Here is a 24,677-nt window from a genome sequence, read left to right as displayed (position 1 = left end):
GCCAGGCAGTGGTTTTTAAATCCACTGCCCGGCTTGATGGGAGCTGGTTGAAATTGTCATCACCCAAGGATCACGCTCAACGCTGAACGATTTCTTGCTGTGGAGGCAAGGGAACACCAAGCAGCTTGTTATAACGCATGAAATGAATAAAAGCTTTTGTCGAAGACGGGCAATACTGACTTCTGGGGTAAATGGCATATATAGGAACAGAATCGGCAAACTTGCCGTCGAATAGGGAAACTAAACGCCCTTCTGCAACATATTGCCTGACCAGAAAATCGGGCAACCAGACAATACCAAAATCATTCAATGCCATATGCATAGCCACTTCCAACTCATCACATTGCATGCGGCTGTTGATCTTCACTTGATGGGATATTTCATCTTCAAACCATAACCAATAGTCAGTTTCGCGTACACGGGCCGATTCGGAACATTCAATGGTATGGTAAGCACCCAGTTCTCTCGGATGTTGAGGCACGCCGTTTTTGGCCAGATAGGCAGGGCTGGCATAAAACCTTCGGTGACAGAGCACCAGGGGTTCACTAATAAATGCCTGCTCATCTAACGGGGAGATATGCAACATCAGATCAGCATCGAACTTATTGGTTTCTGGCATGCCGTGGGTGGTTAGCAGTGTGAGATCGACTTTCGGGTACTGTTCTAAAAAATCGGTTAAACAGAATTGTGCCAGGCGTCGGTTTAGCAGATCCAAACTACATACTTTCAGTTTGCCTGTCGGTTCAGCCTTCTGACTTTGTATTTCTCCTATTGCCTGGATCCACTGTTGTTCCATGGCCACAGTATGTTCGATAAAACGCCTTCCCTCATAGGTTAATTCGAGTTGCCGGGTTGTGCGTTTAAAGAGCAATATTTGCAAGCTGTCTTCGACAGATTTTACCCGTCGGCTTACGCTTGGCCGGGTTAGGTTCAATATGTCTGCAGCTTTGGTGAAACTGCCTTGGCAGGCAATAAGATTAATAAGCTTGAGATCGTCAACTGAAATGTTGGTCATAGCCTAACAGTAGCCCCTATTGTTTAAGTTCATCTCTAATGTTGGCATTCGTATCTATTTCAGCCAGAACGAAATCGATAAAAGCCCTGGCTGCTAACGTCAGGTTGGTTCGAGACTGGTATACCATCCATCCTTGGCCGACAAAAGATTCAATATCATCAAAGAGTCTGATTAATTGACCGCTCTCGACATAGCGACTGGCAATTTGCTCGGGCATAAAAGTGATTCCTCTCCCTTGCGAGCAGGCTTTAGCGATCAACGGCATACTGTTAATGATCAGGTTGCCGGAAACTTCCAAAAACTGAGGTTGCTTGCCTATCGGTAGTTGATCGAGGATGTGTCCGTCAGGAAAGCGGAATCGGATGACATTGTGGTTTTTCAGATCGGCAAGGTTTTTTGGTGCGCCGTGTTGCTCGATATATTCAGTACTGGCATAAAAACCAAGATGAGCTGTGACAAACGGTCGAGCTATTAGGTTTGGCTCATCAACTTTTTCTCCAATCCTAAATGCCACATCAATGTGGTTTTCAATCAAACTTTTGTCTTCTGTACTGCTGATCACCTCAACGGTGAGCTTGGGGTGGCGGTCCATGAACCTGAATATAGTACTGCCAATATCAAGTAAGTTAGGCAGTGGCAGTACCTGAATGCGCAGGTGACCGGAGATCTCTTGTCTCGGTGCTGTGGCTTTTTGAATGCCGAGCTCAAGCTGATTGAGAGTGGTTTTGGTGTTTTCGTATAGGATGCTGCCGGCTTCAGTCAGTAGCATTAAACGATTTTGTCGGTGAAACAGCTGCAAATTGAGTTCGTCCTCTAGCCCTTTCAAGCGTCGGCTGATGCTGGATTTGGGTTGATTGAGGATCTTGGATGCCTTACTCATGCTGCCGGTTTCTACGATTTGATGGAATAGTTTTAAGTCTTCCGTTTTCATGAGTGTTTTACCTGATTTGAACGTAATGTCACACCGTCCCGAAAAGTGGAACTGAGAGTCTTTAATTGTTTTGTATTTATGAACACTCTAGCACGATAGAATTGCTAGAGAAATCACAAAAATGGAAAGACTTCTATGAAATCGGCCTCTTTGAGCATTCTTGCTCTTTTTATATCAAGCACTGTCCTCACTGGGTGTGGCTTCGCTGAAAGTGCTGCTCCACAGCAAGCAAAGGTGCGCCCGGTGAAGCTCATGACTATCGAAGATGTGTCCGGTCAGCAGACTCGGATTTTCCCTGCGAAAGTCGCTGCAAACCAGCAGGCAGATTTGGCCTTTCGGATTAGCGGTGAATTGGTCAACCTGGATTTGATCGAAGGGCAGAAAGTGAAAAAGGGCCAATTGTTGGCGCGGCTGGATGACCGTGATGCAAAAAATGCGTTGATGGATGCCGAAGCTAATTATGATCTGGCTGCCGTCGATTTTAAGCGTAAAGAAGAGATTTATAAACGAAAGCTGATTTCCAAAGCAGAATATGACATTGCCAAAGCAACACTTAAGTCAGCTAAAGCCGCCTTGGCGACAGCACGTGATCAGCTTGATTATACTCGCCTGACAGCACCGTTTTCTGGCATTGTCGCCAAGGTTGAGCGAGACAATCACCAGATGATCCAAGCTACTCAGGTGGTTCTCTCCCTTCAGGGCGATCAGCAGTTAGATGTGCAAATTCAAGTGCCTGAGTCAATGTTGCTGACTTTGAATAATAAGAAGCTGGATGAGGAGTACCAGCCTCTGGTTCGTTTCGGATCGCAAGGTGCTCCCTATCCTGTGACCTATAAAGAGCATGCTAGCAAGGTTAGCACTGGCACCCAGACCTACGAGGTCGTATTCAGCCTTGATCGTCCGGAAAGCCTCAATGTGTTGCCTGGGATGAGTGCCGAGCTGTTACTTGATATGTCGGTATTGAACCAAGAAAAAGCAGCGCCGATGATTGCCATACTGCCCCAGACAGCAATATTCAGGAGTGACGAAGAGCAGCAGACCAAAGTATGGCGCTACGATGCGGATACCCAAAAACTGGAGTCGGTTGAAGTGACATTGGGGCAGGTTCGTGCACAGGGAATAGAAGTATTGTCAGGAATAAATAAAGGCGATCAAATTGTTGCTGTTGGTGCGAGTGTTTTGAAACAGGACATGGATGTCAAACCTCTTCGTTGGGAGCGGGGCGTGTAATCCATGAATATTGCTCATTATAGTATTAAAAACAAAGTCATCAGCTGGATGTTTGTTCTGCTAATGCTGATCGGCGGGGCCGTTTCATTTACTGGTTTGGGCCAGTTGGAATTTCCAGAGTTTACTCTGAAAAGTGCATTGGTCATAACGCCATATCCTGGGGCGTCACCGGAACAGGTCGAAGAAGAAGTCACTCTGCCGCTGGAAGATGCCATTCAGCAGATGCAGCAGGTAAAGCACATTACATCGATAAACAGTGCCGGTCTGTCCCAAATCGAAGTGGAAATGCAGGAGCGTTATGATGTTACCATGCTGCCGCAAATTTGGGATGAGTTGCGCCGTAAGGTAAATGATGCGGTAGCAGAACTGCCTCCGGGTGTCGTTTCCCCGATGGTAATTGATGACTACTCAGATGTGTTCGGCATTCTGATGAACATCAAAGGGGAAGGTTACACTTACCGAGAACTAGAAAATTACGCCGACTTTCTGCGCCGAGAGCTGGTATTGATCGACGGTGTAAAAAAAGTGTCTGTAGTTGGGGCTCCCCAAGAGCAGGTGGTGGTTGAAATCAGCCAGCAGAAGTTAGCGGCTCTGGGGCTGGATCAGAATTACATCTACGGCCTTATTCAGACTCAAAATGTCGTCTCAAATGCTGGTAAGATCCGTATTGGCGATGGTCGTATCCGGATCCACCCGACGGGCGAGTTTTTTGATGTCAAAGAGATGGAACGTCTGTTGATCAGCCCTCCGGGTAACGGTGATCTGGTTTACTTGGGCGATATTGCCAAGGTCTACAAAACCGAAACGGAAACGCCAGATTTGCTATATCACAATATGGGCGAACGGGCACTGTCGTTAGGTATTTCGTTTAGCGCCGGGGTCAATGTCGTCGATGTTTCTAAAGCGATATCAGATAAAATCGACCAACTTGAAACCCGTCTGCCGATGGGGATGGCGCTTAATACCGTCTATGACCAAGGTGCTGTGGTGGATGTTTCGGTTACCGGGTTCCTTATCAACCTTGCCGAGTCCGTAGCCATTGTTATTGTGATCCTTCTGGTCTTTATGGGGCTCCGTTCAGGCCTGTTGATGGGCGCAGTGTTGTTACTGACTATTTTTGGCACTTTTATTGTGATGAATGTGCTGGGTATTCAGTTACAGATCATCTCTCTGGGCGCACTGATCATTGCACTTGGAATGCTGGTCGATAATGCCATCGTGGTGACCGAAGGTATTTTAATTGGGCTCCAGCGTGGTCAAAGCCGGTTCGAAGCCGCAGGTGAGGTGGTCAAGCAGACACAATGGCCTCTGCTGGGGGCGACGATTATTGCTATTATCGCGTTTGCACCGATTGGTCTATCACAAGATGCGACAGGTGAATTCTGTGCATCACTGTTCAAAGTTCTGCTGATCTCACTCTTTATCAGTTGGATCACCGCTATCACCATTACGCCGTTTTTCTGCCATTTGTTGTTTAAAGACGGTGAAGTCAGCGATGAGCCGCAGGAGCTGTATAAAGGCTGGTTCTTTACCGCGTATCGTAACATCCTGAGTTTTGCGATGCGTTTCAGAGTGCTAACAATCACAACTGTGGTTGCCATGCTGGTGGCTGCGTTGCTTGGTATGGGCTATGTAAAGAACGTATTCTTCCCGCCGTCCAATACACCAATCTTCTTTGTGGATATCTGGATGCAGGAAGGAACAGATACGCGTGGTACCGAAGCGTTTGTCAGTAAAATAGAAAATGAGTTGATGGCTTATGATCAGCAGCATCAGATGGGGTTGAAGAATCTGACTTCCGTGGTTGGCCAGGGATCGCAGCGTTTTGTCCTGCCTTATACGCCGGAGAAGGGTTACGCAGCCTATGCACAGCTGATCATTGAGATGACGGATAAGGAAGCGCAGGCTAAAGCCATGCCTGGGCTGACAGCGTATCTGAAAGAAAACTATCCGCAAGCCCAATTTCGGGTCAAGATGCTGGAAAATGGACCAACGCCAGCGGCGAAGATTGAAGCCCGCTTTTATGGTGAAGATCCGGCAGTTCTGCGTCAGTTGGCTGCTCAGGCCGAAAAGATCATGAGGGGTGAACCAGCGATAGCAAACATTCGTCATGACTGGCGTAACCAGGTATCAGTTGTTCGTCCACAGCTTAATCCGGCTCAAGCAAGGGAAGTGGGGATCAGTAAGCAAGATCTCGACAATGCAATGTTGATCAATTTCAGCGGTAAAACAGTAGGAACCTACCGTGAGCAAAGTCACCTGATGCCGATCGTTGCCCGTGCGCCAGAGCAGGAGCGACTGGATGCTGATAGTTTGCTAAAACTTCAGGTATGGAGTGCGGAAAACAATACTTTTGTACCAGTAACTCAGCTGGTTAATGACTTTGCTACTGAGTGGGAAAACCCTCTCATTATGCGCCGTGATCGCAAGCGTATTATATCGGTTTTGGCCGATCCGGCATTGGGCAGTGGTGAAACTTCCGATTCAGCTTTGGGTAAGATCCGTAGTGAGATAGAAGCGATTGCATTACCGGAAGGTTACGAATTGGAGTGGGGCGGAGAGTATGAAACGTCTCGTGATGCTCAGGCAAGTATTGTTAGCTCGCTACCGATGGGCTATCTGGCAATGTTCCTGATCACTGTAGTGCTGTTTAACTCGGTAAGAAAACCGCTGGTTATCTGGTTCAATGTGCCGTTAGCGATGATAGGCATTACTTCTGGCTTATTGTTCTTTGACGCCCCACTGAGCTTTATGGCTATTTTGGGAATGTTGAGCCTAAGCGGGATGATTATCAAAAACGGTATTGTGCTAGTGGATCAGATCAACATCGAGCTAGCAGCAGGCAAGACGATGTATGAGGCAGTATTTGACTCTTCGGTAAGCCGAGTTCGTCCGGTATGTATGGCTGCAAGCACAACCATGCTGGGTATGATTCCGTTGTTTTTCAACCCGTTTTTTACGGCAATGGCCGTAACTATCGTCTTTGGACTGGGTTTTGCGACCATACTGACACTAGTGGTGTTACCAGTAAGCTACGCAATGATCTTCCGTATCCCTAATAGGCAATCATCACCAAACATTAGTACAGAGCTAGTTTCTGAGCACTAATTAATGAGAGGGGCCTTGCCCCTCTTGCAAGTTTAAACCGGGGGAAAGATAAGTGAAGCAAGTTATTTTGAATATTGCATTTCGCATTACAGTTTTTACCTTAGTGTTTATTATTCCGACTATTGTTGGACTTTGGTTGTCGGGAACATTAGAACCGTATTTACTAAGTGATATCCCTCAGGATGGAATAACTATATCCACTCCAAAGATAATTCCATATTAGACTGTCTTTAGATGCGCAATATTTATATGTTCTCTGACAATGAATAGCCATTATCGTTGCTCTATACCGGAGAAAACAGAATTTTGATTATTATCATAATTGCGCTTTGTTTATATTGTTACGTGGTATGGTGTTATTTGATGTTGTTTATTATCAAGTAAGGGTAATAATGGTTTTAACATCGGTTTTTTATATTAAGAAGCTGGTATTCAGCGCTGATTCAACATCTTAGATGTATTCTTATTGTCAATGGTTTCGTGAGGAACCACTGCTAATTGTTATTGTTATTGTTATTGTTATTGTTATTTTCATTTTTTTGCTGAGCAGGTTGCTCAGCTTTTTTTTGTCTATAATAAAACCCTGCACATTGTATGTGTTTAATGTGACATTAATGACAATAGCCAAATAAAAAAAGGCGCCTGGAAGAGCGCCAAAAGGAAGTTGCGTGCAAGCAAAAACTTAATGAATGATCTGCTGTAAAAAGTTCTGGGTGCGATCAAATTGGGGGTTACTAAAAAATTCTTCCGGTGTGTTCTGTTCAATAATCTCACCGGCATCCATGAAAATGACCCGATCGGCGACTTCGCGGGCAAAACCCATTTCATGAGTGACACACAGCATGGTCATGCCGTCTGACGCCAATTCAACCATGACATCTAATACTTCACGGACCATTTCTGGGTCGAGGGCTGAAGTCGGCTCATCAAACAACATTACCTGAGGCTGCATACACAATGAACGAGCAATGGCGACACGCTGCTGCTGCCCGCCAGAGAGCTGACCGGGATATTTATGGGCCTGTTCAGCGATACGCACCCGTGTCAGGTATTCCATGGCCAATTCTTCCGCTTCTTTTTGCGCCATCTTCTTCACCCAAATTGGCGCGAGGGTGCAGTTCTCTAATACTGTCAGGTGAGGAAAGAGGTTAAAATGCTGGAAGCACATACCCACCTCACGGCGTACCAGTTCGATGTTTTTCAGATCTTCCGTCAGTTCTGTTCCTGCTACTTTGATCTGGCCGAGCTGGTGTTCTTCAAGGTGATTGATACAGCGGATCATGGTTGATTTCCCTGAGCCCGATGGTCCGCAGATCACGATCTTTTCCCCTTTTTTAACATCTAAGTTAATGTCTTTTAATACATGAAACTCACCGTACCATTTGTTGACCTTTTGTAAGCGGATCACTGAATCTGGCGCTACGCTTTGATATACACTTTTCTTTAACATGTTAACGTCCTTGTAAATTATCGATGGCCAGTGTGGAGTTTATTTTCTAGATGAAGGCTGTATCGAGACATGCCAAAACACATTATCCAAAATACCAAAGCGGCAAATAGGTAACTTTCTGTCGAAAATCCAAGCCATGCCGGATCATTGTTAGCCGACTGGGCTATTCCCAAAACATCGAACATACCGATGATCAGTACCAGGCTCGTGTCTTTGAGCAAGGCGATGAAGGTATTTACAATTGATGGAATGCTGATTTTCAATGCCTGCGGCAAAATGATCAGTCGGGTTTTTTTCCAGTAGCCTAGTCCCAGTGCTTCTGCTGCCTCATATTGGCCCTTGGGAATAGATTGCAGGCCGCCGCGGATTGCTTCTGCCATATAGGCGGAGTTAAACAATACTACGCCGATCAGGGCACGCAGCAGTTTATCGACTTCGGTACCGCCCGAGAGGAACAATGGCAGCATTACCGATGCCATGAACAGAACGGTGATCAGTGGTACACCACGCCAGAACTCGATATATACGGTGCTCATGCTACGCAGTACCGGCATGTGAGAGCGCCTGCCGAGGGCGAGTACAACACCAAAAGGTAACGAGGCCACAATCCCGGTTAAGGCAATGATTAAGGTAACCAGTAAGCCTCCCCACATATGGGTATTAACAACTGGCAAGCCAAATACGCCGCCATGTAACAGTAACGATGTCAGCACAGGAAACGGCACCAAGGTGAAGCCTAGCGCCCATTTTTTGTTGGGAATACGTTCAACTAACAACCAAACCATAAGCCCGGTTAGCAGTGCGAAAAATAATACAGGGCGCCACAATTCAGTTTCGGGATAAAAGCCAAACATAAACTGTTCAAAGCGCGCCTGAACAAACACCCAGCAGGCCCCTTCTCGGGAACAATCATCGCGAGTAATGCCAACCCAGTCGGCATCAATAACGCTCCACTGCAATATGCTGCTGGCGCCGATAATGATCACGGCCAGCAATACCGCCGTTACCAGGGTATTGAGTGCAGTGGAAAAGAGATGCTTGCGCAACCAGGCCGAGATCCCCGTCATTTGCGACGGTGGTGCATCGGATGGTGAAAAATGGAATACTTTCATCGGTAATTATCTCTCCACCAAAGCAATCTTGCGGTTATACATATTCATCAATAGCGACGTCAGTAAACTGAGTGTCAGGTACACAGCCATGGTCATGGCGATGATTTCAATAGCTTGTCCGGTTTGATTTAGTGTGGTTCCGGCAAAGACCGAGACCAGATCGGGATAACCTATGGCCATTGCCAGCGAAGAGTTCTTCACCAGGTTGAGGTATTGGCTGGTTAACGGGGGAACGATTACCCGCATCGCCTGGGGAATGACAATTAATCGAAGAGTGTGTCCGGTTTTTAGCCCCAGCGATCCAGCCGCTTCCGTTTGGCCATGGTTAACAGCACTTATGCCGGAGCGAACAATTTCAGCAATAAACGCGGCGGTATAGATACAAAGTGCAATCAGCAGCGCAAATAATTCTGGCATTACGCCAATTCCGCCACGAAAGTTGAACCCTTTAAGCTCAGGGTATTCCAAGCTAATAGGTTGCCCCGCCAGCAGATATACGATACCCGGTATGACAACCATCACGGCCAGAGAGTAACGCCAAGCATGGATCTGAATACCACTTTCACGCTGCTTATGGCGAGCCCAAAAGTGTATAACAACGGCAATAGTCAGACTGACAGCCAACGCGGCAATCACGATTTGATAGCCAGTTTCAAGCACGGGGGCGGGCAGGAACAGTCCCCTGACATTGAGGAAAACGGCCTCACCGAGGGCCAGACTTTGCCTTGGTGATGGCAGTGCCTGCAATACGATGAAATACCAAAACAAAATTTGCAATAACAACGGGATGTTACGAAATATCTCAATGTAGATGTTAGCCAGGCGGTTCAATAGCCAGTTGGTCGATAGTCGGGCCACCCCCACAATAAAGCCAAGAACAGTCGCAAAGGTGATACCTAACACAGCCACCAAGGCGGTATTGAGTAACCCCACCAAAAAAGTATGGCCGTAAGTATAGGTTTCATTGTAATCAATGAGAGACATTCCTATACCAAAGCCGGCAGTTTGGTTCAGGAACTCAAACCCTGTCGCAATTCCTCTTTGCTCCAGGTTGTCCAGTGCATTATTGACAACCGTGTATAAAAACAATCCAACACTAAGAATGAGTAAAGCCTGAAAAAATATCGCTCTCACGCCAGGGTGATATATTACCGAACGCAGGTTAAATGGCTGCTTGTTATTATTTATGTTGGCTACACACTCCTGTGTTTTATTTGTAGCGGATGTTTGATTTTTAATGGTTAATTGCTCATTTTGAGCTTTGTCTTTATTACTGACAGTATCAAATTCTGTTTCACTCAGTGCCATACAACTACCCTGTTGATACTTTGGATGTGAGCCCATACTTTATCGGAGGCGGACTAGTCAGTGGGTGAGGCCGTAGCCTCACCGTATACTCTATTAGGTTTGATGAACGAGGCTAGCGAACCGGTGGCGCGTACATGATACCGCCATCAACCCAAAGTGCATTCAGACCACGAGCAATCTTCAGTGGTGATCCTGCACCAACCGTGCGATCAAAGCTTTCGCTGTAGTTACCCACCTGTTTGATGACTTGATAAGACCAATCATCGTTCAGGCCAAGTCCCGTACCTTTTGGCCCATCCAGGCCAAGCAAGCGTCGAACATTGGGATCTTTTGACTTCATCATGGCTTCAACGTTTTGTTGGGATACTCCGTACTCTTCCGCGTTCACCATCAGGCTTAGCGTCCACTTTACGATGTTGAACCATTTATCATCTCCCTGTCGAACCACGGGGCCCAGTGGCTCTTTCGAAATGACTTCAGGAAGAACCATCGCTGATGTCGGATCCGCTAGTTTTATACGCAGAGAGTAAAGCTGAGATTGATCGGAGGTCAGTACGTCACAACGACCCGCCTCAAAGCCTTTAACTGTCTGATCAGACGTATCAAACACCACAGGTTTAAAGCTCATACCGTTAGCACGGAAGTAATCGGCCAGATTCAATTCAGTGGTTGTACCCGACTGAATACAAACAGAGGCGCCATCGAGCTCTTTAGCCGAGGTTACCCCCAAATCTTTATCAACCATAAAGCCTTGACCGTCGTAGTAGTTCACACCAACAAAGTTGATGCCCAAGGCGCTGTCACGTTGCAGTGTCCAAGTGGTATTACGTGACAGCACATCGATTTCACCAGACTGAAGCGCAGTAAAACGCTCTTTCGCTGTCAATGGAATAAACTGCACCTTACTGGCATCTTTCAACACCGCAGACGCAACTGCTCGGCAGAACTCCACATCGATACCTTCCCAGTTACCTTTCGCGTCGGTGTTAGAAAAGCCCGGCAAGCCGGTACTGACACCGCATTTTAAAACACCAGCAGAGTGAACCTTAGCCAACGTTGCTGAACTGATTCCCGTTTCAGCATTGGCAGCCCCAGCCATTAACAATGATGAGGCGATCATAGACGCTGAAAAGAGTTTTAATGTTTTCTTCATAGTGACATCCTGTCTGTTGTGTCGAACAATCATGTTTTGGTTTCTTATTTTGTTGTCTGCTTTAATGCCATTTATTTAAATGGTTTCCACTGCCTTTTAAAATAATAATGATGCTTACTTGTATTTTATATAGCAATTGGTGTGCCAATACTTCACCTTTAATGTAAATCCGTTACTATGGGTAAAGTCTCTTTAAATCACGCAAGTTATAAAGCTTTAGCCCGTCGTCTGTGTGGTTTTTAGCGAAATGGGCTGGTCTTTGCTTTGTGATTGGTCTTATCTCTATTATGGTGCATTGAATGCACCACTAAAGTATTAGTTTTGTTTTTGCTTGCGCTATATTGAGGCAATAAAGGTATAATTCGTGGTTAATTTTTTGTTAACTAAGATTGGTTGCTGAGATTATGTTTGATGTGATTTTACTTTTGGTTATTATTTAAATATTCATTTTATGAAAGGAGTCATTATGATTAAGAAACGGTTTTTTAAAACAAAGGATGAAGTGGAAGTGACGTTTGAATGGCCAACAGCTGATATTGATAAAATTGCACTTGTTGCTGATTTCAATCGATGGGAGTTAGTACCCATGCAGTTAAATAAAAGAACAAAAGCATATAAGTATAAAATTAGACTGGCTAAAGATAAGAACTATCAATTTCGTTATTTAATCAATGAATGCTTGTGGGAAAATGACCCGAGTGCTGATGGATTTGTTCCGAATGACTTTGGCGATGATAATAGTATTTTGTCCACTTTTGCAACTGAATAAGCAATACTAAGGTATGGTACATCTCTTGATCACGAGCAGTGATCAAGAGACTTTATATTGGTGTCTCCTCCGGGAATGCCTGCCTTGTATAGAGCCCAAAACCTAAACACTTTCGACCATCTCTTTGACTTTGGTTAACTGCTCATTGAGATCGTGGTGATGGGAATGGTCAAAAACATTTTTATCCTTGCCGCAAACAAGGCATTTTCTTTTTGGCATCTGGCAGCCTGAACGGGAAATGGTGTGTCCGTCAGTATCGGTGACATCCAGATTCATCAACTGGCCAAGTTTATGTGAGTGCTCTATTTTTATCATCGCGGCCTTCAGTAGGCTGGCAGAGGTAGCATCAATAACAAAAATGGCCTCAGGACCGGTAGACTTATACAGAATTTGCCTGGTTGTGATAGGCCAGCCTCGATCTGTACAGGTGGCATAAAGTGCATCAATTCCCTGGTTGAAAATGGTGTGTGAGAGTGTGTTGTTGTCAGTTTTATCCGGAATTTTAACGGTGAAGGTCACTAAAGGCTGAGCGTAACATTTCAGCCATTCTTGTTGTCTGTGTATTCTGTCTTCGACATTGACAAGGTGATCGAACCAACCCGTATCAGCTCTTTTATTTGCTCTGGATCGTTTGGATATCATTTATTGTCCCTTTTTAATTTTCTATAAATTATCAATTACATCAATGTTGATAGCGCCTATAAACTCTGGCCGTTAGCTTTATTACCAGCTCATAGGCAATGGTTCCGATATGTTTGGCAACCGTTTCAACCGGTAGCTCTTTGCCCCAGAAAATTACTGAGTCGCCGGCTTTATCACTGGCATTTGGGCCAAGATCGACAGTCAACATATCCATGGATACTCGGCCTACGATGGGCACTATTCGGCCATTAACCCATACAGGGGTACCTTCGGGTGCTAACCTGGGGTAACCATCGCCATATCCCATCGCGACGACACCAATATTTGTCTTACGCGCTGACGTCCAGGTTTCCCCATAACCAATGGGTTCACCGAGCTGATGATCACGAACAGCGATTAGGCGGGATCGCAAAGTCATGACTGGACGTAGACCTTGCTCCGCACCAGACTCACTACTTCGCGGTGATATCCCATATAAGGCAATTCCTGAACGAACCTGGTCAAAATGGGTATTGGGCCAGTATAGAAGGCCTGCAGAGTTGGCTAAGGTTTTCTCGCCGGGAAAGGCCTCCGTCAGTGCTTCAAAACGGCGTAACTGATTGAGTGTGGTTATTGAACCTGGTTCGTCGGCGCAGCTAAAGTGGCTGATGAAACCGGGTTCTCCGTCAAGGTTCTTGCAGGCCTGAAGGCGTGTCACATAGTCTGAAAGCTCTGTCGGCTGTACACCGAGGCGATGCATACCGGTGTCGATTTTTAACCACACTCTGATTGGTTTGGGAAGCTTTACGGCCTCTAACGCGATGAGTTGTTCTGGGTGATGGACTACGGTTTGCAAACCTTGCTCGGCAGCAATGATTAAATCCTCCAAACAAAAGCAGCCTTCCAGCAGCAGTATCGATTTTTGGATCCCATCAGCTCGAAGCGCTAATGCTTCTTCCAGGCGAGAGACGGCAAATGTATCAGCAGCTGGTAAGGCTTTTGCGATTTTACTAGCGCCATGACCATAGCCATCCCCTTTAATCACTGCGATCAGTTTACTGTCTGGGCAATATCCTTTTAGCACCTGATAGTTATGGTGCAAGGCCCGAAGATCGATCACGGCTTCAGCTGTTTTCATACATACTCCCTGTTATAGCTGATTGTGTGGCTGATATGTGATTCAGTAAGGCTATCGTGCCACTCATGCATTTCCTTTTAGCTTCAGAAGCATGTTCCAACCGCCCATTACCAAAGAGCAATTAACAGGCCAAAAAGATATTTCATCGAAGTTATAAATGAGGGAGTAGGACATAGGTTGAAAAGATGTTTTAAACAAATACGTTTGGATGTTTGATAAAACCATAAGGTTTAGCGGTTCTAGAGCATAAAGAGTCAGTATTTGCATCAAAATACAGAATATTATATCAATTGATGTGTAGGGGGATTTCGTCAATGAGATGCTGTTTTTTGTCAGATGATTAGTGAGGTAATAATCTGAATCTAATCGAAAAACATCCTGAGTATACATCGTCACAATGCACTAAAAAGATACAATTGCATCATTAGTGTGCACTGGCTATGTACTATTTGGTGAAATAATCACTAAGATTATTTAAATAAAACTAGATTGTTAGCTTTATCATTGATGTATAGGGAGGCATTTAACATTGTCATTGAAACATAAACAATAATGACGATTGACTACATATTTCGGTTCAAATTAATGTAAATCAGAAAAAACCACAAGCTAAACCCTCCACTTTCTTAGCATGAAACTTCACATATCAAAAATTGAACTAATCTACCATATGAGCAAATTATTAAAGGATAATATTTTGATTGTGGTGACGCCATGTTTGAGAGAAAAACCCAGCACGATAACCTGAATATTTAGACCAGATATGGTTAATACATGGCGTTATTAGTGACTTTTATAGAAATAAATTTTGTCATTGTGGCAAAGTTGTCATGATTCTTGCTGGTGGTTAAGGGAATAACCTAATTTTATTGTTTTAATTTAATTCAAACAATAGAAGCAGACAGTTAGTTATGTTTTAGGAGATATATAGATGGAACTTAAAAAGCCTTACCTACTATTTCTTGGCGATGCAGCTGATCCTTTGGCAGCCAAGGTTGCCCAAGGGATTAAACAGTGGCATCCGGAATATTGCGTCGGTCAATATCGTCTTTCCGGTTGTCAGGCCGATTGTGGTTTGTCAGATATGGACATTTCTGAGGCAAGTAAAGCGGGGGCACAAACCTTAGTGATTGGCGTGGCTAACCGCGGCGGTGTGATTTCCGAGCAATGGCTGGATGTTTTGCTTGAGGCGTTGGAAGCCGGGATGGATCTTGCTGCAGGTCTGCATAACCGCCTTAACGATATTCCCGTATTGGTTGATTGTGCTAACCGTGTTGGCCGTCAGCTGTTCGATGTTCGTTATCCGACCCAAAGCTTCCCGGTGGCCAGTGGCCGCAAGCGCACGGGCAAACGCCTGCTGACTGTGGGTACTGATTGCTCCTGCGGCAAAATGTACACCTCGTTGGCGATTGAAAAAGAGATGCGCAGCCGTGACAGGAATATAGATTTTCGCGCTACTGGGCAAACGGGGATCTTAATCAGCGGTGCCGGCGTCAGTGTGGATTGTGTGGTGTCTGACTTTATCGCGGGTGCGGTCGAGGTTCTCGCGCCGGATAATGCTGCGGATCACTGGGATATTATTGAAGGGCAGGGCTCTTTGTTCCACCCGTCATTTGCAGGTGTGACTACTGGGCTTATTCACGGCGCTCAACCCGATGCCCTAGTGCTGTGCCATGAGCCAACCCGAACCCATATGCGAGGCTTGCCTGATTATGCTCTGCCTGAACTAAAAGCTTGTATGGAAGCCAACTTGGTGACTGCGCGCCTGACCAACCCTGATGTGCGTTTTGTTGGGATTTCGGTCAATACTTCCCAGCTTGAAGACGCTGAAGCGAATATTATTCTGGATAAAATCGAAACCGAATTGGGACTTCCTACGGTGGATCCATTCCGTCAGGGTGTTGGTCGCATCGTAGAGCAACTCAGTTAAAGGGGAGGGAAAATTAAATGAAAGTCCGTCTCTATACGCAAAGTTGGCCGATCCGAGGTAGTTTTACCATCTCGAGGGGAAGCCGGACTCAGGCTGACGTGGTTATCGTCGAGCTAGAAGGGCTGGGCATTATAGGCCGTGGTGAATGTGTGCCCTATAGCCGTTATGGCGAATCAGTGGCTAGTGTATTGGCTCAGCTGGAACAGGTTGTTCCTCTACTGGAAGCAGGGCTTGAGCGACTTGATCTACAGGCCCAGCTTCCCGCAGGGGCGGCGCGCAATGCGTTGGACTGCGCTTTTTGGGATTGGGAATGTAAAGCTGCCGGTATGTCGATTTGGCAACGCCTGGGGTTGACTCCAGAGTCGCTTGTTAGTGCTTACACACTGTCTCTGGATTCGCCTGGAAAGATGGAGCTCTCTGCATGGGAGCATGCAGCACGCCCCTTGCTGAAAATAAAGCTTGGTGGTTCTGGTGTTCTCGAACGGGTGGCAGCGGTGCGCCGCGGCGCACCTGATGCGAAAATTATTCTCGATGCCAATGAAAGCTGGACGCCAGAACTTTATCAAGAGTTCGTACCTGAGCTTGTTAAGTTGGATGTTGCGATGATTGAGCAACCATTACCAGCCGGTGAGGACGCTATATTGGCTGAGCTGCCTCATCCGATACCATTATGCGCCGATGAATCTTGCCATGATCGGCAGAGCCTTCCGGCTTTGTCTGGCTGCTATGAAATGATCAATATCAAAACCGATAAAACCGGCGGCCTGACGGAAGCGCTGGCTCTTAAGCACGAAGCAGAACAAGCCGGTTTTGAAGTCATGGTGGGTTGTATGCTTGCCACTTCCTTGGCCATGGCACCGGCTTTTGTGGTGGCACAAGGGGCCGCAATTGTCGATTTGGATGGCCCGTTGCTTCTCAAAAACGACCGGGAAGACGGTTTTGAGTTTTCTGAGCAAAAAATGCAACCATTTCAGTCTACGTTATGGGGTTAAATCCTTGGTCATAATGAAAGAATTGCGCTAGAGAAATATTAGAGGAAATACATTATGGAACGCATCGTTTATTTGAATGGTGAATATGTCAGCGAAGTGGAGGCGAAGATCTCTATCTTTGATCGTGGTTTTCTGTTTGCCGATGCGGTGTATGAAGTCACTGCGGTACTGGATGGCAAATTAGTGGATAACGCCGGCCACATAGCGCGCCTTGAGCGCTCCTGTAGGGAGCTGGATTTGGAACTACCTGTAACGACTGAAGCGTTGACGGCTATTCAAAAAGAGCTGGTGGAATTGAATAACCTTGATGAGGGTGGGATTTATCTTCAACTGAGCCGTGGTAATGCGGGCGATCGCGACTTTGCCTATCCGGGTGATACCAAACCCACTCTAGTCTTATTTACGCAGGCGCGTTCTTTGCTGGAAAGCCCGAAAGCAAAAATGGGTATCAAAGTGATTTCACTGCCGGATATACGCTGGAAACGCCGTGATATTAAAACCGTTGGCCTGCTGGCTCCTTGTATGGCAAAACAAGCTGCACTGTCTGTTGGCGCCGATGATGCGTGGTTGGTGGAAGATGGCTACATCACCGAAGGTAGCTCTAACAATGCCTATATCGTTACGGCTGATGGTACGTTAATAACGACTCCACTGAGTAACGATATCCTCCATGGCATTACCAGAAAAAGCCTTCTGAAACTGGCAGAAGAGGAGGGTATTCAAGTTGAAGAACGCAGGTTTACCGTCGAAGAGGTCTGTGAGGCTAGAGAAGCATTTGTTAGCTCAGCAACCACGTTTGTTTGGCCTGTGATCAGTATTGATGAGTATCCAATTGGTAATGGAAAGCCCGGGCCGGTAGCGAGTAGGCTGCGTAAGATTTATATTGAGATTGCTAAATCTACGGCGGAATAAAATCTATCACAGTACAGAGTAATATCCTGAATGACAGCTTGGCTTTCCTAAACTGTAGTTGGTAAGCCTACTATTTTTCTATCGAAAAGTACTATCCCATCTGTCCATGGAGATACGAGGCATGGAACAAACGTGGCTCACCATGCATTCATTAACCTAATGATAATCAATCAACTATCTCTTGAATTGTATGCGTTTGAGTGAAACAATACCCATAAAAGAAAGCGGTTTCTTGGTTGCGAGAAATTGTATGAAGAAAACAAACAAGATCAGGACGCGTGCAACATTTACTTCTGATACTTTTGGCATCGTATTGCACCAATACGCACCCAACAAAACCAACTATTCGCAACTAATATTGTTATATTTTAAAAGGACTGAAGAATTGACATTACGACACGTAATCTTAACTGTACTGAGCGAGAGTGACGCTAGTGGCTACGATATTGCAAAGGAGTTTTCCAACGGCCTTGGTTATTTTTGGAGCGCTAGCCACCAGCAGGTTTACCGCGAGCTAATCAAACTTCATGATATGAATTTAGTGACTTTTGAGGTTGAACCACACAAGCATAAACCGGATAGAAAAGTTTACTCGATTACTGACATGGGGCGTGAGGCTTTGCTTGAGTGGTTTCAGAAACCGACATCTCATTCAGCGATCCGGGATGAACTATCAGCAAAGCTGATGGTATGCGATATACACAGTTCAGAGCCTATGCAGCAACATATGAAAGCTGAGTGTAAAGAGTCCAATGGGCTGTTAGATTTTTATCAAGGCCTGGAACATAACAATGTAATCCGTAATCTAGGTTTTGATCGCCAGTTACGTTTAGAGCGTTTGATGCTTCGTCGCGTAATTCTCAACTTACAGGCAAGAATTAAGTGGGCAAAAGAAGTTGAGGCTGAACTTAAAGATCTCGACAGTCTCATAGACGCTGTGAGTTAAAATTTATACACCTTGCGAGAAAAGCCACTAAAGGTTGCTTTGCAAGACTAACACTTATGAAAGTGTTAGTCGTTAAAATTAGAGTAAAAAGTTCAGAACTGTGCAAGGTGCGGTAAAAATCGTGGATGAAAATCTAGATGAAGATGCCGCAGTAAGTCACTAATGATAGCAATTAAGTTGGATGTATCATGCGAGTAAACAACCCGGTAACGGGCAACGAAAAATTATACCCGGAAAGCTATAATCTGCTGTCTACTACGGATGCATTAAGTATCGTTACCTATGCCAGTAAAGACTTTTGTGAGGTAGCTGGTTTTGAGCTAGAGGAACTGGTTGGTCAGCCTCACAACATCATTCGACATCCCGATATGCCGCCAGAGGCATTTAAAGATCTGTGGACTCATATTGAAAACGGCCATTCCTGGATGGGACTGGTCAAAAACCGTTGTAAAAATGGTGGTCACTACTGGGTGGATGCCTTTGCAACGCCTATTACCAGCAATGGTGAAGTTGTCGAATACCAGTCAGTGCGTTTGCCTCCAAAACGTGAACATGTAGATCGCGCTGAAATAATATATAAAAAGATACGGTCAAGTAAGCCCCCATGGCAACTGAAAATGCCAAGGACACGCCTATGGCAGCGGTGCGCACTGGCATTTGTTCTGAGTTTTGTTATTTCCGCCGTTGTTGCCAACTATGCAGGGAGTATTGCTGCTTTGTTGGCGTTTTTGGTTCTGGCAACGAGTTCTGTTTATATGCTTACTCGACGTTTAGAAAAGCTTACCCATGCTGCTCGGGAGGTGTTTGATAATCCGTTGATGGAGCTTGTTTATACCGGAAAGGTTGATGATATTTCTGAGGTCGCATTGGCATTTAAAATGAGACAGTCGGAATTGAATGCAGTAGTAGGGCGAATCTTGGATTCCAGTGTCCAGGTGAAACAATCAGCTGTGTCATTGCGACAGAATGGGAATAAAACGGCTTCAAACTTGGACGGACAGACGCAGGATACTGAACAAGTTGCTGCTGCTATTAACGAGATGCATTCTACTGCAAATGAAATGGCGCAGAATACCCAGAGTGCTTCTGATGCTGCCAGAGCAGCCCTGGAGGTAACTGATAATGGTATGGAAACCGTCAACAAGACAATGATATCAATTCAAAAGCTGGTACAGCAGCTCAATTTGACCTCTGGCGTGATAACTAGTTTGGAAGAGCACGGTAAAAGAATTGGCGCGGTATCGGAAGTCATACAGGGGATCGCTGAGCAAACTAATTTACTGGCATTAAATGCAGCAATTGAAGCTGCACGTGCCGGTGAGCAAGGTCGTGGTTTTGCTGTTGTGGCTGACGAAGTTCGTACCTTGGCGCAGCGAACTCAGGTATCGACCAAAGAGATCCAGAATGTTATCGAAGAAATTCAGGAAGGTACCAGAGCATCTGTCGAAGCGATAGCTGAAGGAAATCAGTTGTCAGAACGATGTCGTGTTAATGCTGATGATTCGGGTGACATCCTTAAGCAATCACAGCAACAAGTTAATGACATCACTGACTGGAACTACCAGATAGCAGCAGCAGTCGAAGAGCTGGCTGCGGTATCTGAGGAGATGAATGTCAATATTCAGTCGATTAGTGACTTATCTGCTGAATCGACTGTTCTTGCGAAGGACACAGTGAATGAATGTGATTTACTCGTCAACCAACTTGAAGAGCAGGCACGTTTGGTCGAACAATTCAGGCGAATTGTGTAAGCGTCAAAAAGTATCTAACTCAAGCTTACATAGTGAGCCTTACTGAATTAATTGAGCATATTGCTGGGATAGGTTTTAAATGGAAACAGGAATAACAATTGATGCTAATAAAAACACTATCAATCGTTTTTTAGATATCTTTGACGCTTCCAATGAAGGATTATGGGAGATGAGCTCTGACAATAAGGTCAATTTCTATAATCACCATTTCTATGAAAAACTCGATGTATCCTTAAACGGATCTAATCAGAATGAATGGCTTGCACTTATCCACCCGGAAGATATTGAATACTTTTTAAGTAATGTGAGCCAGCAAATATCAGAAGGTTTAGAGCGATTTAAAAGTCAGTATAGAGTTAAGACTAAATCTGGTCACTATATATGGATTGAAGCAACAGGTGTTACAAAGTTTGATAAGAACGGGAAATATTTGTATATGGTTGGTTCCCATAAAGATATTACCAAACAGAAAGTTCACAATGAATATCTTTATAAGACAGCCTATACGGATGAAATAACAGGGTTGTTTAACAGACGTAAACTTGTTGAAACATTGAAAAAGAAAACCACTGAAGAAACAGATGGTGCATTGGTTTTCATCAATTTAAATAAGTTTAGGTGTTACACTGATACTTTTGGATATAACTCTGGCAATGAGGTGATCATAACAATATCCAAGAACTTGAAATCAACATTCAGCGATGATTGTGAAGTTTTTAGAATCTATACGGATGAATTTATTGTTCTGATTCAGAACAAAGTGTCTGAGGCTGCCATTGTCAGTTATATTCAGTCCTTATTGGGAATGTTTAAACTGTCAATGAAATCATTTCATGAAACCTATACTCATACAATGAGCATAGGAGTGTGCATGTTACCGTCAGAAGAAAAAAATGAAGAGTCGTTAATCTATCAAGCGAAACTGACTATGCTCTATGCAAAGGAGCATACTAATAAAGGATATGCTTTTTTTGACAAACAAATTCAATGCAACGTCAGGAAAAAGTTGCATATTGAAACAGGGATAAAGTCCGCGATTAGGAATAGAGAGTTTTTTCTGAAATATCAACCCATCATCTCTACGAAGACGAGGCAGTTGGAAAGCTTTGAAGCGTTAATTCGTTGGGACAGTAAAGAATATGGCGAAATTATGCCTGATGAATTTATTCCAGTAGCTGAGAAAAATCAAGATATCATAGCACTTGGCTATTTTGTACTCGTAGAGGCATGCTCGTTTATAAGTCGTTATAACGCGAAGCGTAATTCAAATATAAAAATGTCTGTTAATGTTTCTGTTTTGCAACTGATGCAAAAAACATTTGTTAGTCGAGCAACTAAAATAGTCAATTATTATAATATCAACCCGGAAAATATTGTCATTGAGGTCACGGAATCGTTATTACTAGACTCTAATAAATTTGCTATCAAACAGATTGTCATGTTGAGAGGTGCCGGTTTCTTAGTTTCCCTGGATGATTTCGGTACTGGTTACTCTTCATTAAATAGTTTTTTCTCAATACCATTCACTCAATTGAAAATTGATAAAGATGTTATTTCAAAAGCCGTCTATAGCAGAGAAGCATCAGCTTACATTACTTTTCTGGCCAGCCTATGCTATGAAAAAAATGTTGAAGTTGTCGCCGAAGGTATAGAGAACAAAGAAATGGAAGAAAAAACAAAAGATATGGGAGTTGATTTATTACAAGGCTACCATTTCTCAAGGCCTATATGTGAAGAAGATGCGTATAAAACTCAATACCATGATTTAGGTGGCGTGCTGAGATAGTTATTTATGGATAACTGGGCTACATGATCAACCGTCGCCAGCATTGCGGGTGACACTGGGTGTAACCCCCGCCACTTTTTTATATGCACGGCAAAATGCGGCCTCAGATTGATAACCTAAACTCAAGGCAATTTCTAAGATGTTTTCCTTGCTATGAACTAATTTGCTACTTGCCAGTGCCATACGCCACTGGGTTAAGTATTGCAGCGGTGATTCCCCCACCAATCGTTTGAATTGTTCAGCAAATGAGGTGCGTGACATACCCGCTTCAGTGGCTAATTGGGCTACTGTCCAGCTTTGATCCGGTTGGTTGTGCATGCACATAATCGCTTTTCCGAGTCGTTTGTCGCGCAGTGCTGCCAGCCACCCGTTTTTATCTGTTTCTAGCGTATCTAACCACGCTCTTAGCGATTGAATGACTAATATATCTGCCAGCCGAGTGATTACCGCCTCACCGCCGACACTGGTGCTTCTGGCTTCTGCAGCCAGCATATTCATTGTATTTCTAATGGTTTGGCTGTATTGGTTATGGCCAGAATCTATCCGCACAAATTGTGGCATTAAGGCCAGCAGACGCGAGGCTATAGGGTGTTCAAAGCTCACTGCGCCGCATAGCAGCACAGTTTTATCACCGTTGCCGCCATAACGTAATATCTCATAGTGCTTGCTTAGCGACTTTATCGGCAAATCAAAGAGCGGCGCACAATGAGACGAGGCGTGATCGAAGATGCGGTGGCCCAATCCGTGCGGTACCATCAAAAAATCACCTTCGGTAAGCTGTGTAGTTTGCCCTTCAACCGTTATGTTGCAGTGTCCTTGCATCACGATATGAAACATTAATGATTGTGGTATGGGTGGCATTTCCATTCCCCATGGTGAGGTCAGCTCAGAATGGGTATAAAACACACTATTCATTTTTAGAAAATGGAACACATCGCCTAAGGGATCCGGGCTTGATGTATCCGGACTTTGAAGAAAAGAATGGCGCTTTTGTTGCGCAATTGATTCAAGGCTCTGGGTCATTGGAAAACACTATTGCCGGACGATTAATCAATAATAGCGTACTTATTGCAACTATTCATCCAGCAAGCCTAGCTATAGTTTTCCTGTAAACCAAATAACAGGAGAGCATTATGAATTCATCTCATCCATCAAATAACGCCGTCGCCCCTATTTTGGTTGTCGGTGGCACGGGAAAAACTGGCAAACGTGTTGTTCAGGCCTTACGTAATAACAATATCGCCGTACGGGTAGGCTCGCGTTCAGCATCCCCTGGCTTTGATTGGGACAAACCTGCAACATGGGCACCGGCACTGCAAGGTGTACGCGCTGTATATCTAACATATTTCCCTGATCTTGCTGTACCTCAGGCGCCGGCGGCAATTAGTGGTTTCTGTGAAATTGCCAAGCGTGAGGGGGTAGAGCATATCGTTTTGTTGTCGGGCAGAGGTGAGCCCGCAGCTCAGCAATGTGAGCAGATCGTGCAGGCCTCAGGCATTGCGTGGACGATAGTACGAGCCAGTTGGTTTAACCAGAACTTTAGTGAAGGTGCTTTTCACGACATGGTACAGGCAGGGGTAATGGCATTGCCGGTGGGAAGCGTGGGCGAACCGTTTGTCGATGCTGACGACATTGCCGATGTGGTAGTTGCTGCTTTAACCCAACAAGACCATGAAGGTCAGTTGTATGAAGTGACGGGGCCTCGATTACTGACGTTTGACGATGTTGCAGCTGAGCTGAGTTCAGCCACCGATAACCGTGTACAATTCATGCCAATATCTGTAGGTAGCTTTAAAGCGGCAATGACCCAGCAACAGGTGCCGGAAGATACTATTGATATGATGTTGTTTTTGTTCAACGAAGTATTGGACGGACGGAACGAAATGGTTTGTGACGGTGTACAACGAGCCTTGGGTCGACCTGCTAAAGATTTCTCGGACTATGCGGCGAGTCTACCCAAGGGATAAGGAGATAAAATCATGCCACAATACTTGACTATTGCTGTATATATCTTCGCAGCGCTATCAACCGGTATGATGGCAGGCATCTACTTTATTTTTTCAAATACCGTGATGCCCGCACTGGCAGGTATGGCCAAAGCCCCAGCGGCTGAGGCCATGCAGCTAATCAACCGAATTATTTTGAATCCGCTATTTTTTATATTTTTCATGGGCGCAGCACTGGCCAGTGTGGCAATAGTTACTATCACGCTGTTCGGAGCCGGTAATTCAAGTGGCTATATTGGCCTTTGTGCAGCCTTACTGCTGATTACTACATTCATATCGACCATGGCATTTAATGTGCCGCTGAATAACAAGTTAGACGAGGCCGATCTTAATACGGAAGTGGCAAAGGAGATCTGGGCGCATTACCTCGATAAGTGGGTTAAGTGGAATCACTTTCGGACTTTGTTGAGCTTTGTATCGGCTATATTGTTCAGCGTAGAATTGATGAGAATAGCGCTGTGAAAGTACTGCGCTACCCGATAGCTTGAACTAAGTGCTGGTGAAGAACCCATGGTTGAA

The 24,677-nt window shown here is 45.0% G+C and carries 20 protein-coding genes; 11 read left to right on the top strand and 9 right to left on the bottom strand.

Annotated features, from left to right (window positions below; translation table 11 throughout):
• Window positions 1–76 precede the first annotated feature (76 nt).
• A complete protein-coding gene (locus AC51G0_RS20870) occupies window positions 77–1,015 on the bottom strand; it encodes a LysR family transcriptional regulator (protein ID WP_496303575.1) in 939 nt (312 codons plus the stop codon).
• 16 nt (window positions 1,016–1,031) lie between these two features.
• Window positions 1,032–1,946 carry a LysR family transcriptional regulator gene (locus AC51G0_RS20865; RefSeq protein WP_496303574.1) on the bottom strand — a complete coding sequence of 305 codons (915 nt, stop codon included), beginning with the start codon at window positions 1,944–1,946 and terminating at the stop codon, window positions 1,032–1,034.
• 135 nt (window positions 1,947–2,081) lie between these two features.
• Between AC51G0_RS20865 and AC51G0_RS20860 the strand changes: the two genes are divergently transcribed.
• Complete coding sequence (locus AC51G0_RS20860; RefSeq protein ID WP_496303573.1) at window positions 2,082–3,176, top strand: efflux RND transporter periplasmic adaptor subunit; 1,095 nt, start codon at window positions 2,082–2,084, stop codon at window positions 3,174–3,176.
• Window positions 3,177–3,179: 3 nt separating this feature from the next.
• Entirely contained in the window at window positions 3,180–6,284 is a 3,105-nt protein-coding gene (locus tag AC51G0_RS20855; protein WP_496303572.1) for an efflux RND transporter permease subunit, read from the top strand.
• 682 nt (window positions 6,285–6,966) lie between these two features.
• On the opposite strand, the gene AC51G0_RS20850 is transcribed toward AC51G0_RS20855, so the two are convergent.
• The 4 genes from AC51G0_RS20850 to AC51G0_RS20835 form a co-directional block, all read right to left on the bottom strand.
• A complete protein-coding gene (locus tag AC51G0_RS20850) occupies window positions 6,967–7,734 on the bottom strand; it encodes an amino acid ABC transporter ATP-binding protein (RefSeq protein WP_496303571.1) in 768 nt (255 codons plus the stop codon).
• Window positions 7,735–7,751: 17 nt separating this feature from the next.
• Window positions 7,752–8,846, bottom strand: a complete 1,095-nt coding sequence (locus AC51G0_RS20845) for an amino acid ABC transporter permease (protein WP_496303570.1) — start codon at window positions 8,844–8,846, stop codon at window positions 7,752–7,754.
• 6 nt (window positions 8,847–8,852) lie between these two features.
• On the bottom strand, window positions 8,853–10,154 hold the full coding sequence (locus tag AC51G0_RS20840; protein ID WP_496303568.1) for an amino acid ABC transporter permease: 1,302 nt from the start codon (window positions 10,152–10,154) through the stop codon (window positions 8,853–8,855).
• A 112-nt stretch (window positions 10,155–10,266) separates the two neighbouring features.
• Window positions 10,267–11,307, bottom strand: coding sequence for an amino acid ABC transporter substrate-binding protein (locus tag AC51G0_RS20835; protein WP_496303566.1), 1,041 nt, complete (start codon window positions 11,305–11,307; stop codon window positions 10,267–10,269).
• Between the two features lie 466 nt (window positions 11,308–11,773).
• Between AC51G0_RS20835 and AC51G0_RS20830 the strand changes: the two genes are divergently transcribed.
• Window positions 11,774–12,076, top strand: coding sequence for an isoamylase early set domain-containing protein (locus tag AC51G0_RS20830; protein ID WP_496303565.1), 303 nt, complete (start codon window positions 11,774–11,776; stop codon window positions 12,074–12,076).
• 102 nt (window positions 12,077–12,178) lie between these two features.
• On the opposite strand, the gene citX is transcribed toward AC51G0_RS20830, so the two are convergent.
• Together citX and alr are read right to left on the bottom strand one after the other, a co-directional pair.
• Complete coding sequence (gene citX, locus AC51G0_RS20825) at window positions 12,179–12,718, bottom strand: citrate lyase holo-[acyl-carrier protein] synthase (protein ID WP_496303564.1); 540 nt, start codon at window positions 12,716–12,718, stop codon at window positions 12,179–12,181.
• A gap of 40 nt (window positions 12,719–12,758) precedes the next feature.
• Window positions 12,759–13,835, bottom strand: a complete 1,077-nt coding sequence (gene alr, locus AC51G0_RS20820) for an alanine racemase (RefSeq protein ID WP_496303563.1) — start codon at window positions 13,833–13,835, stop codon at window positions 12,759–12,761.
• A 931-nt stretch (window positions 13,836–14,766) separates the two neighbouring features.
• Between alr and dgcN the strand changes: the two genes are divergently transcribed.
• The 6 genes from dgcN to AC51G0_RS20790 all read left to right on the top strand — a co-directional run bounded on the left by dgcN (window position 14,767) and on the right by AC51G0_RS20790 (window position 22,152).
• The gene (gene dgcN / locus AC51G0_RS20815; protein ID WP_496303562.1) at window positions 14,767–15,765 is read left to right on the top strand and encodes an N-acetyltransferase DgcN; all 999 of its coding nucleotides are present in this window, start codon (window positions 14,767–14,769) and stop codon (window positions 15,763–15,765) included.
• A gap of 17 nt (window positions 15,766–15,782) precedes the next feature.
• Window positions 15,783–16,757 carry an N-acetyl-D-Glu racemase DgcA gene (dgcA, locus tag AC51G0_RS20810; protein ID WP_496303561.1) on the top strand — a complete coding sequence of 325 codons (975 nt, stop codon included), beginning with the start codon at window positions 15,783–15,785 and terminating at the stop codon, window positions 16,755–16,757.
• 54 nt (window positions 16,758–16,811) lie between these two features.
• Complete coding sequence (locus AC51G0_RS20805; protein ID WP_496303560.1) at window positions 16,812–17,669, top strand: D-amino-acid transaminase; 858 nt, start codon at window positions 16,812–16,814, stop codon at window positions 17,667–17,669.
• A 385-nt stretch (window positions 17,670–18,054) separates the two neighbouring features.
• Window positions 18,055–18,615 (top strand): PadR family transcriptional regulator, encoded by a 561-nt coding sequence (locus AC51G0_RS20800; RefSeq protein ID WP_496304163.1) that lies wholly within the window; start codon window positions 18,055–18,057, stop codon window positions 18,613–18,615.
• A gap of 188 nt (window positions 18,616–18,803) precedes the next feature.
• Entirely contained in the window at window positions 18,804–20,366 is a 1,563-nt protein-coding gene (locus AC51G0_RS20795; RefSeq protein WP_496303559.1) for a methyl-accepting chemotaxis protein, read from the top strand.
• A gap of 79 nt (window positions 20,367–20,445) precedes the next feature.
• Complete coding sequence (locus AC51G0_RS20790) at window positions 20,446–22,152, top strand: bifunctional diguanylate cyclase/phosphodiesterase (protein ID WP_496303558.1); 1,707 nt, start codon at window positions 20,446–20,448, stop codon at window positions 22,150–22,152.
• A gap of 27 nt (window positions 22,153–22,179) precedes the next feature.
• On the opposite strand, the gene AC51G0_RS20785 is transcribed toward AC51G0_RS20790, so the two are convergent.
• The gene (locus AC51G0_RS20785; protein ID WP_496303557.1) at window positions 22,180–23,175 is read right to left on the bottom strand and encodes an AraC family transcriptional regulator; all 996 of its coding nucleotides are present in this window, start codon (window positions 23,173–23,175) and stop codon (window positions 22,180–22,182) included.
• 110 nt (window positions 23,176–23,285) lie between these two features.
• On the opposite strand from AC51G0_RS20785, the gene AC51G0_RS20780 reads away from it, so the two are divergent.
• Together AC51G0_RS20780 and AC51G0_RS20775 are read left to right on the top strand one after the other, a co-directional pair.
• Window positions 23,286–24,119, top strand: coding sequence for an NAD(P)H-binding protein (locus tag AC51G0_RS20780; protein ID WP_496303556.1), 834 nt, complete (start codon window positions 23,286–23,288; stop codon window positions 24,117–24,119).
• Window positions 24,120–24,131: 12 nt separating this feature from the next.
• Window positions 24,132–24,620 carry an anthrone oxygenase family protein gene (locus AC51G0_RS20775; RefSeq protein WP_496303555.1) on the top strand — a complete coding sequence of 163 codons (489 nt, stop codon included), beginning with the start codon at window positions 24,132–24,134 and terminating at the stop codon, window positions 24,618–24,620.
• The last annotated feature ends 57 nt before the right edge of the window (window positions 24,621–24,677 follow it).

Source organism: Photobacterium sp. HL06 (assembly GCF_059552575.1).
Note: the sequence above shows the minus strand (reverse complement) of the source record. Positions and strands in the feature narration are given on the sequence as shown.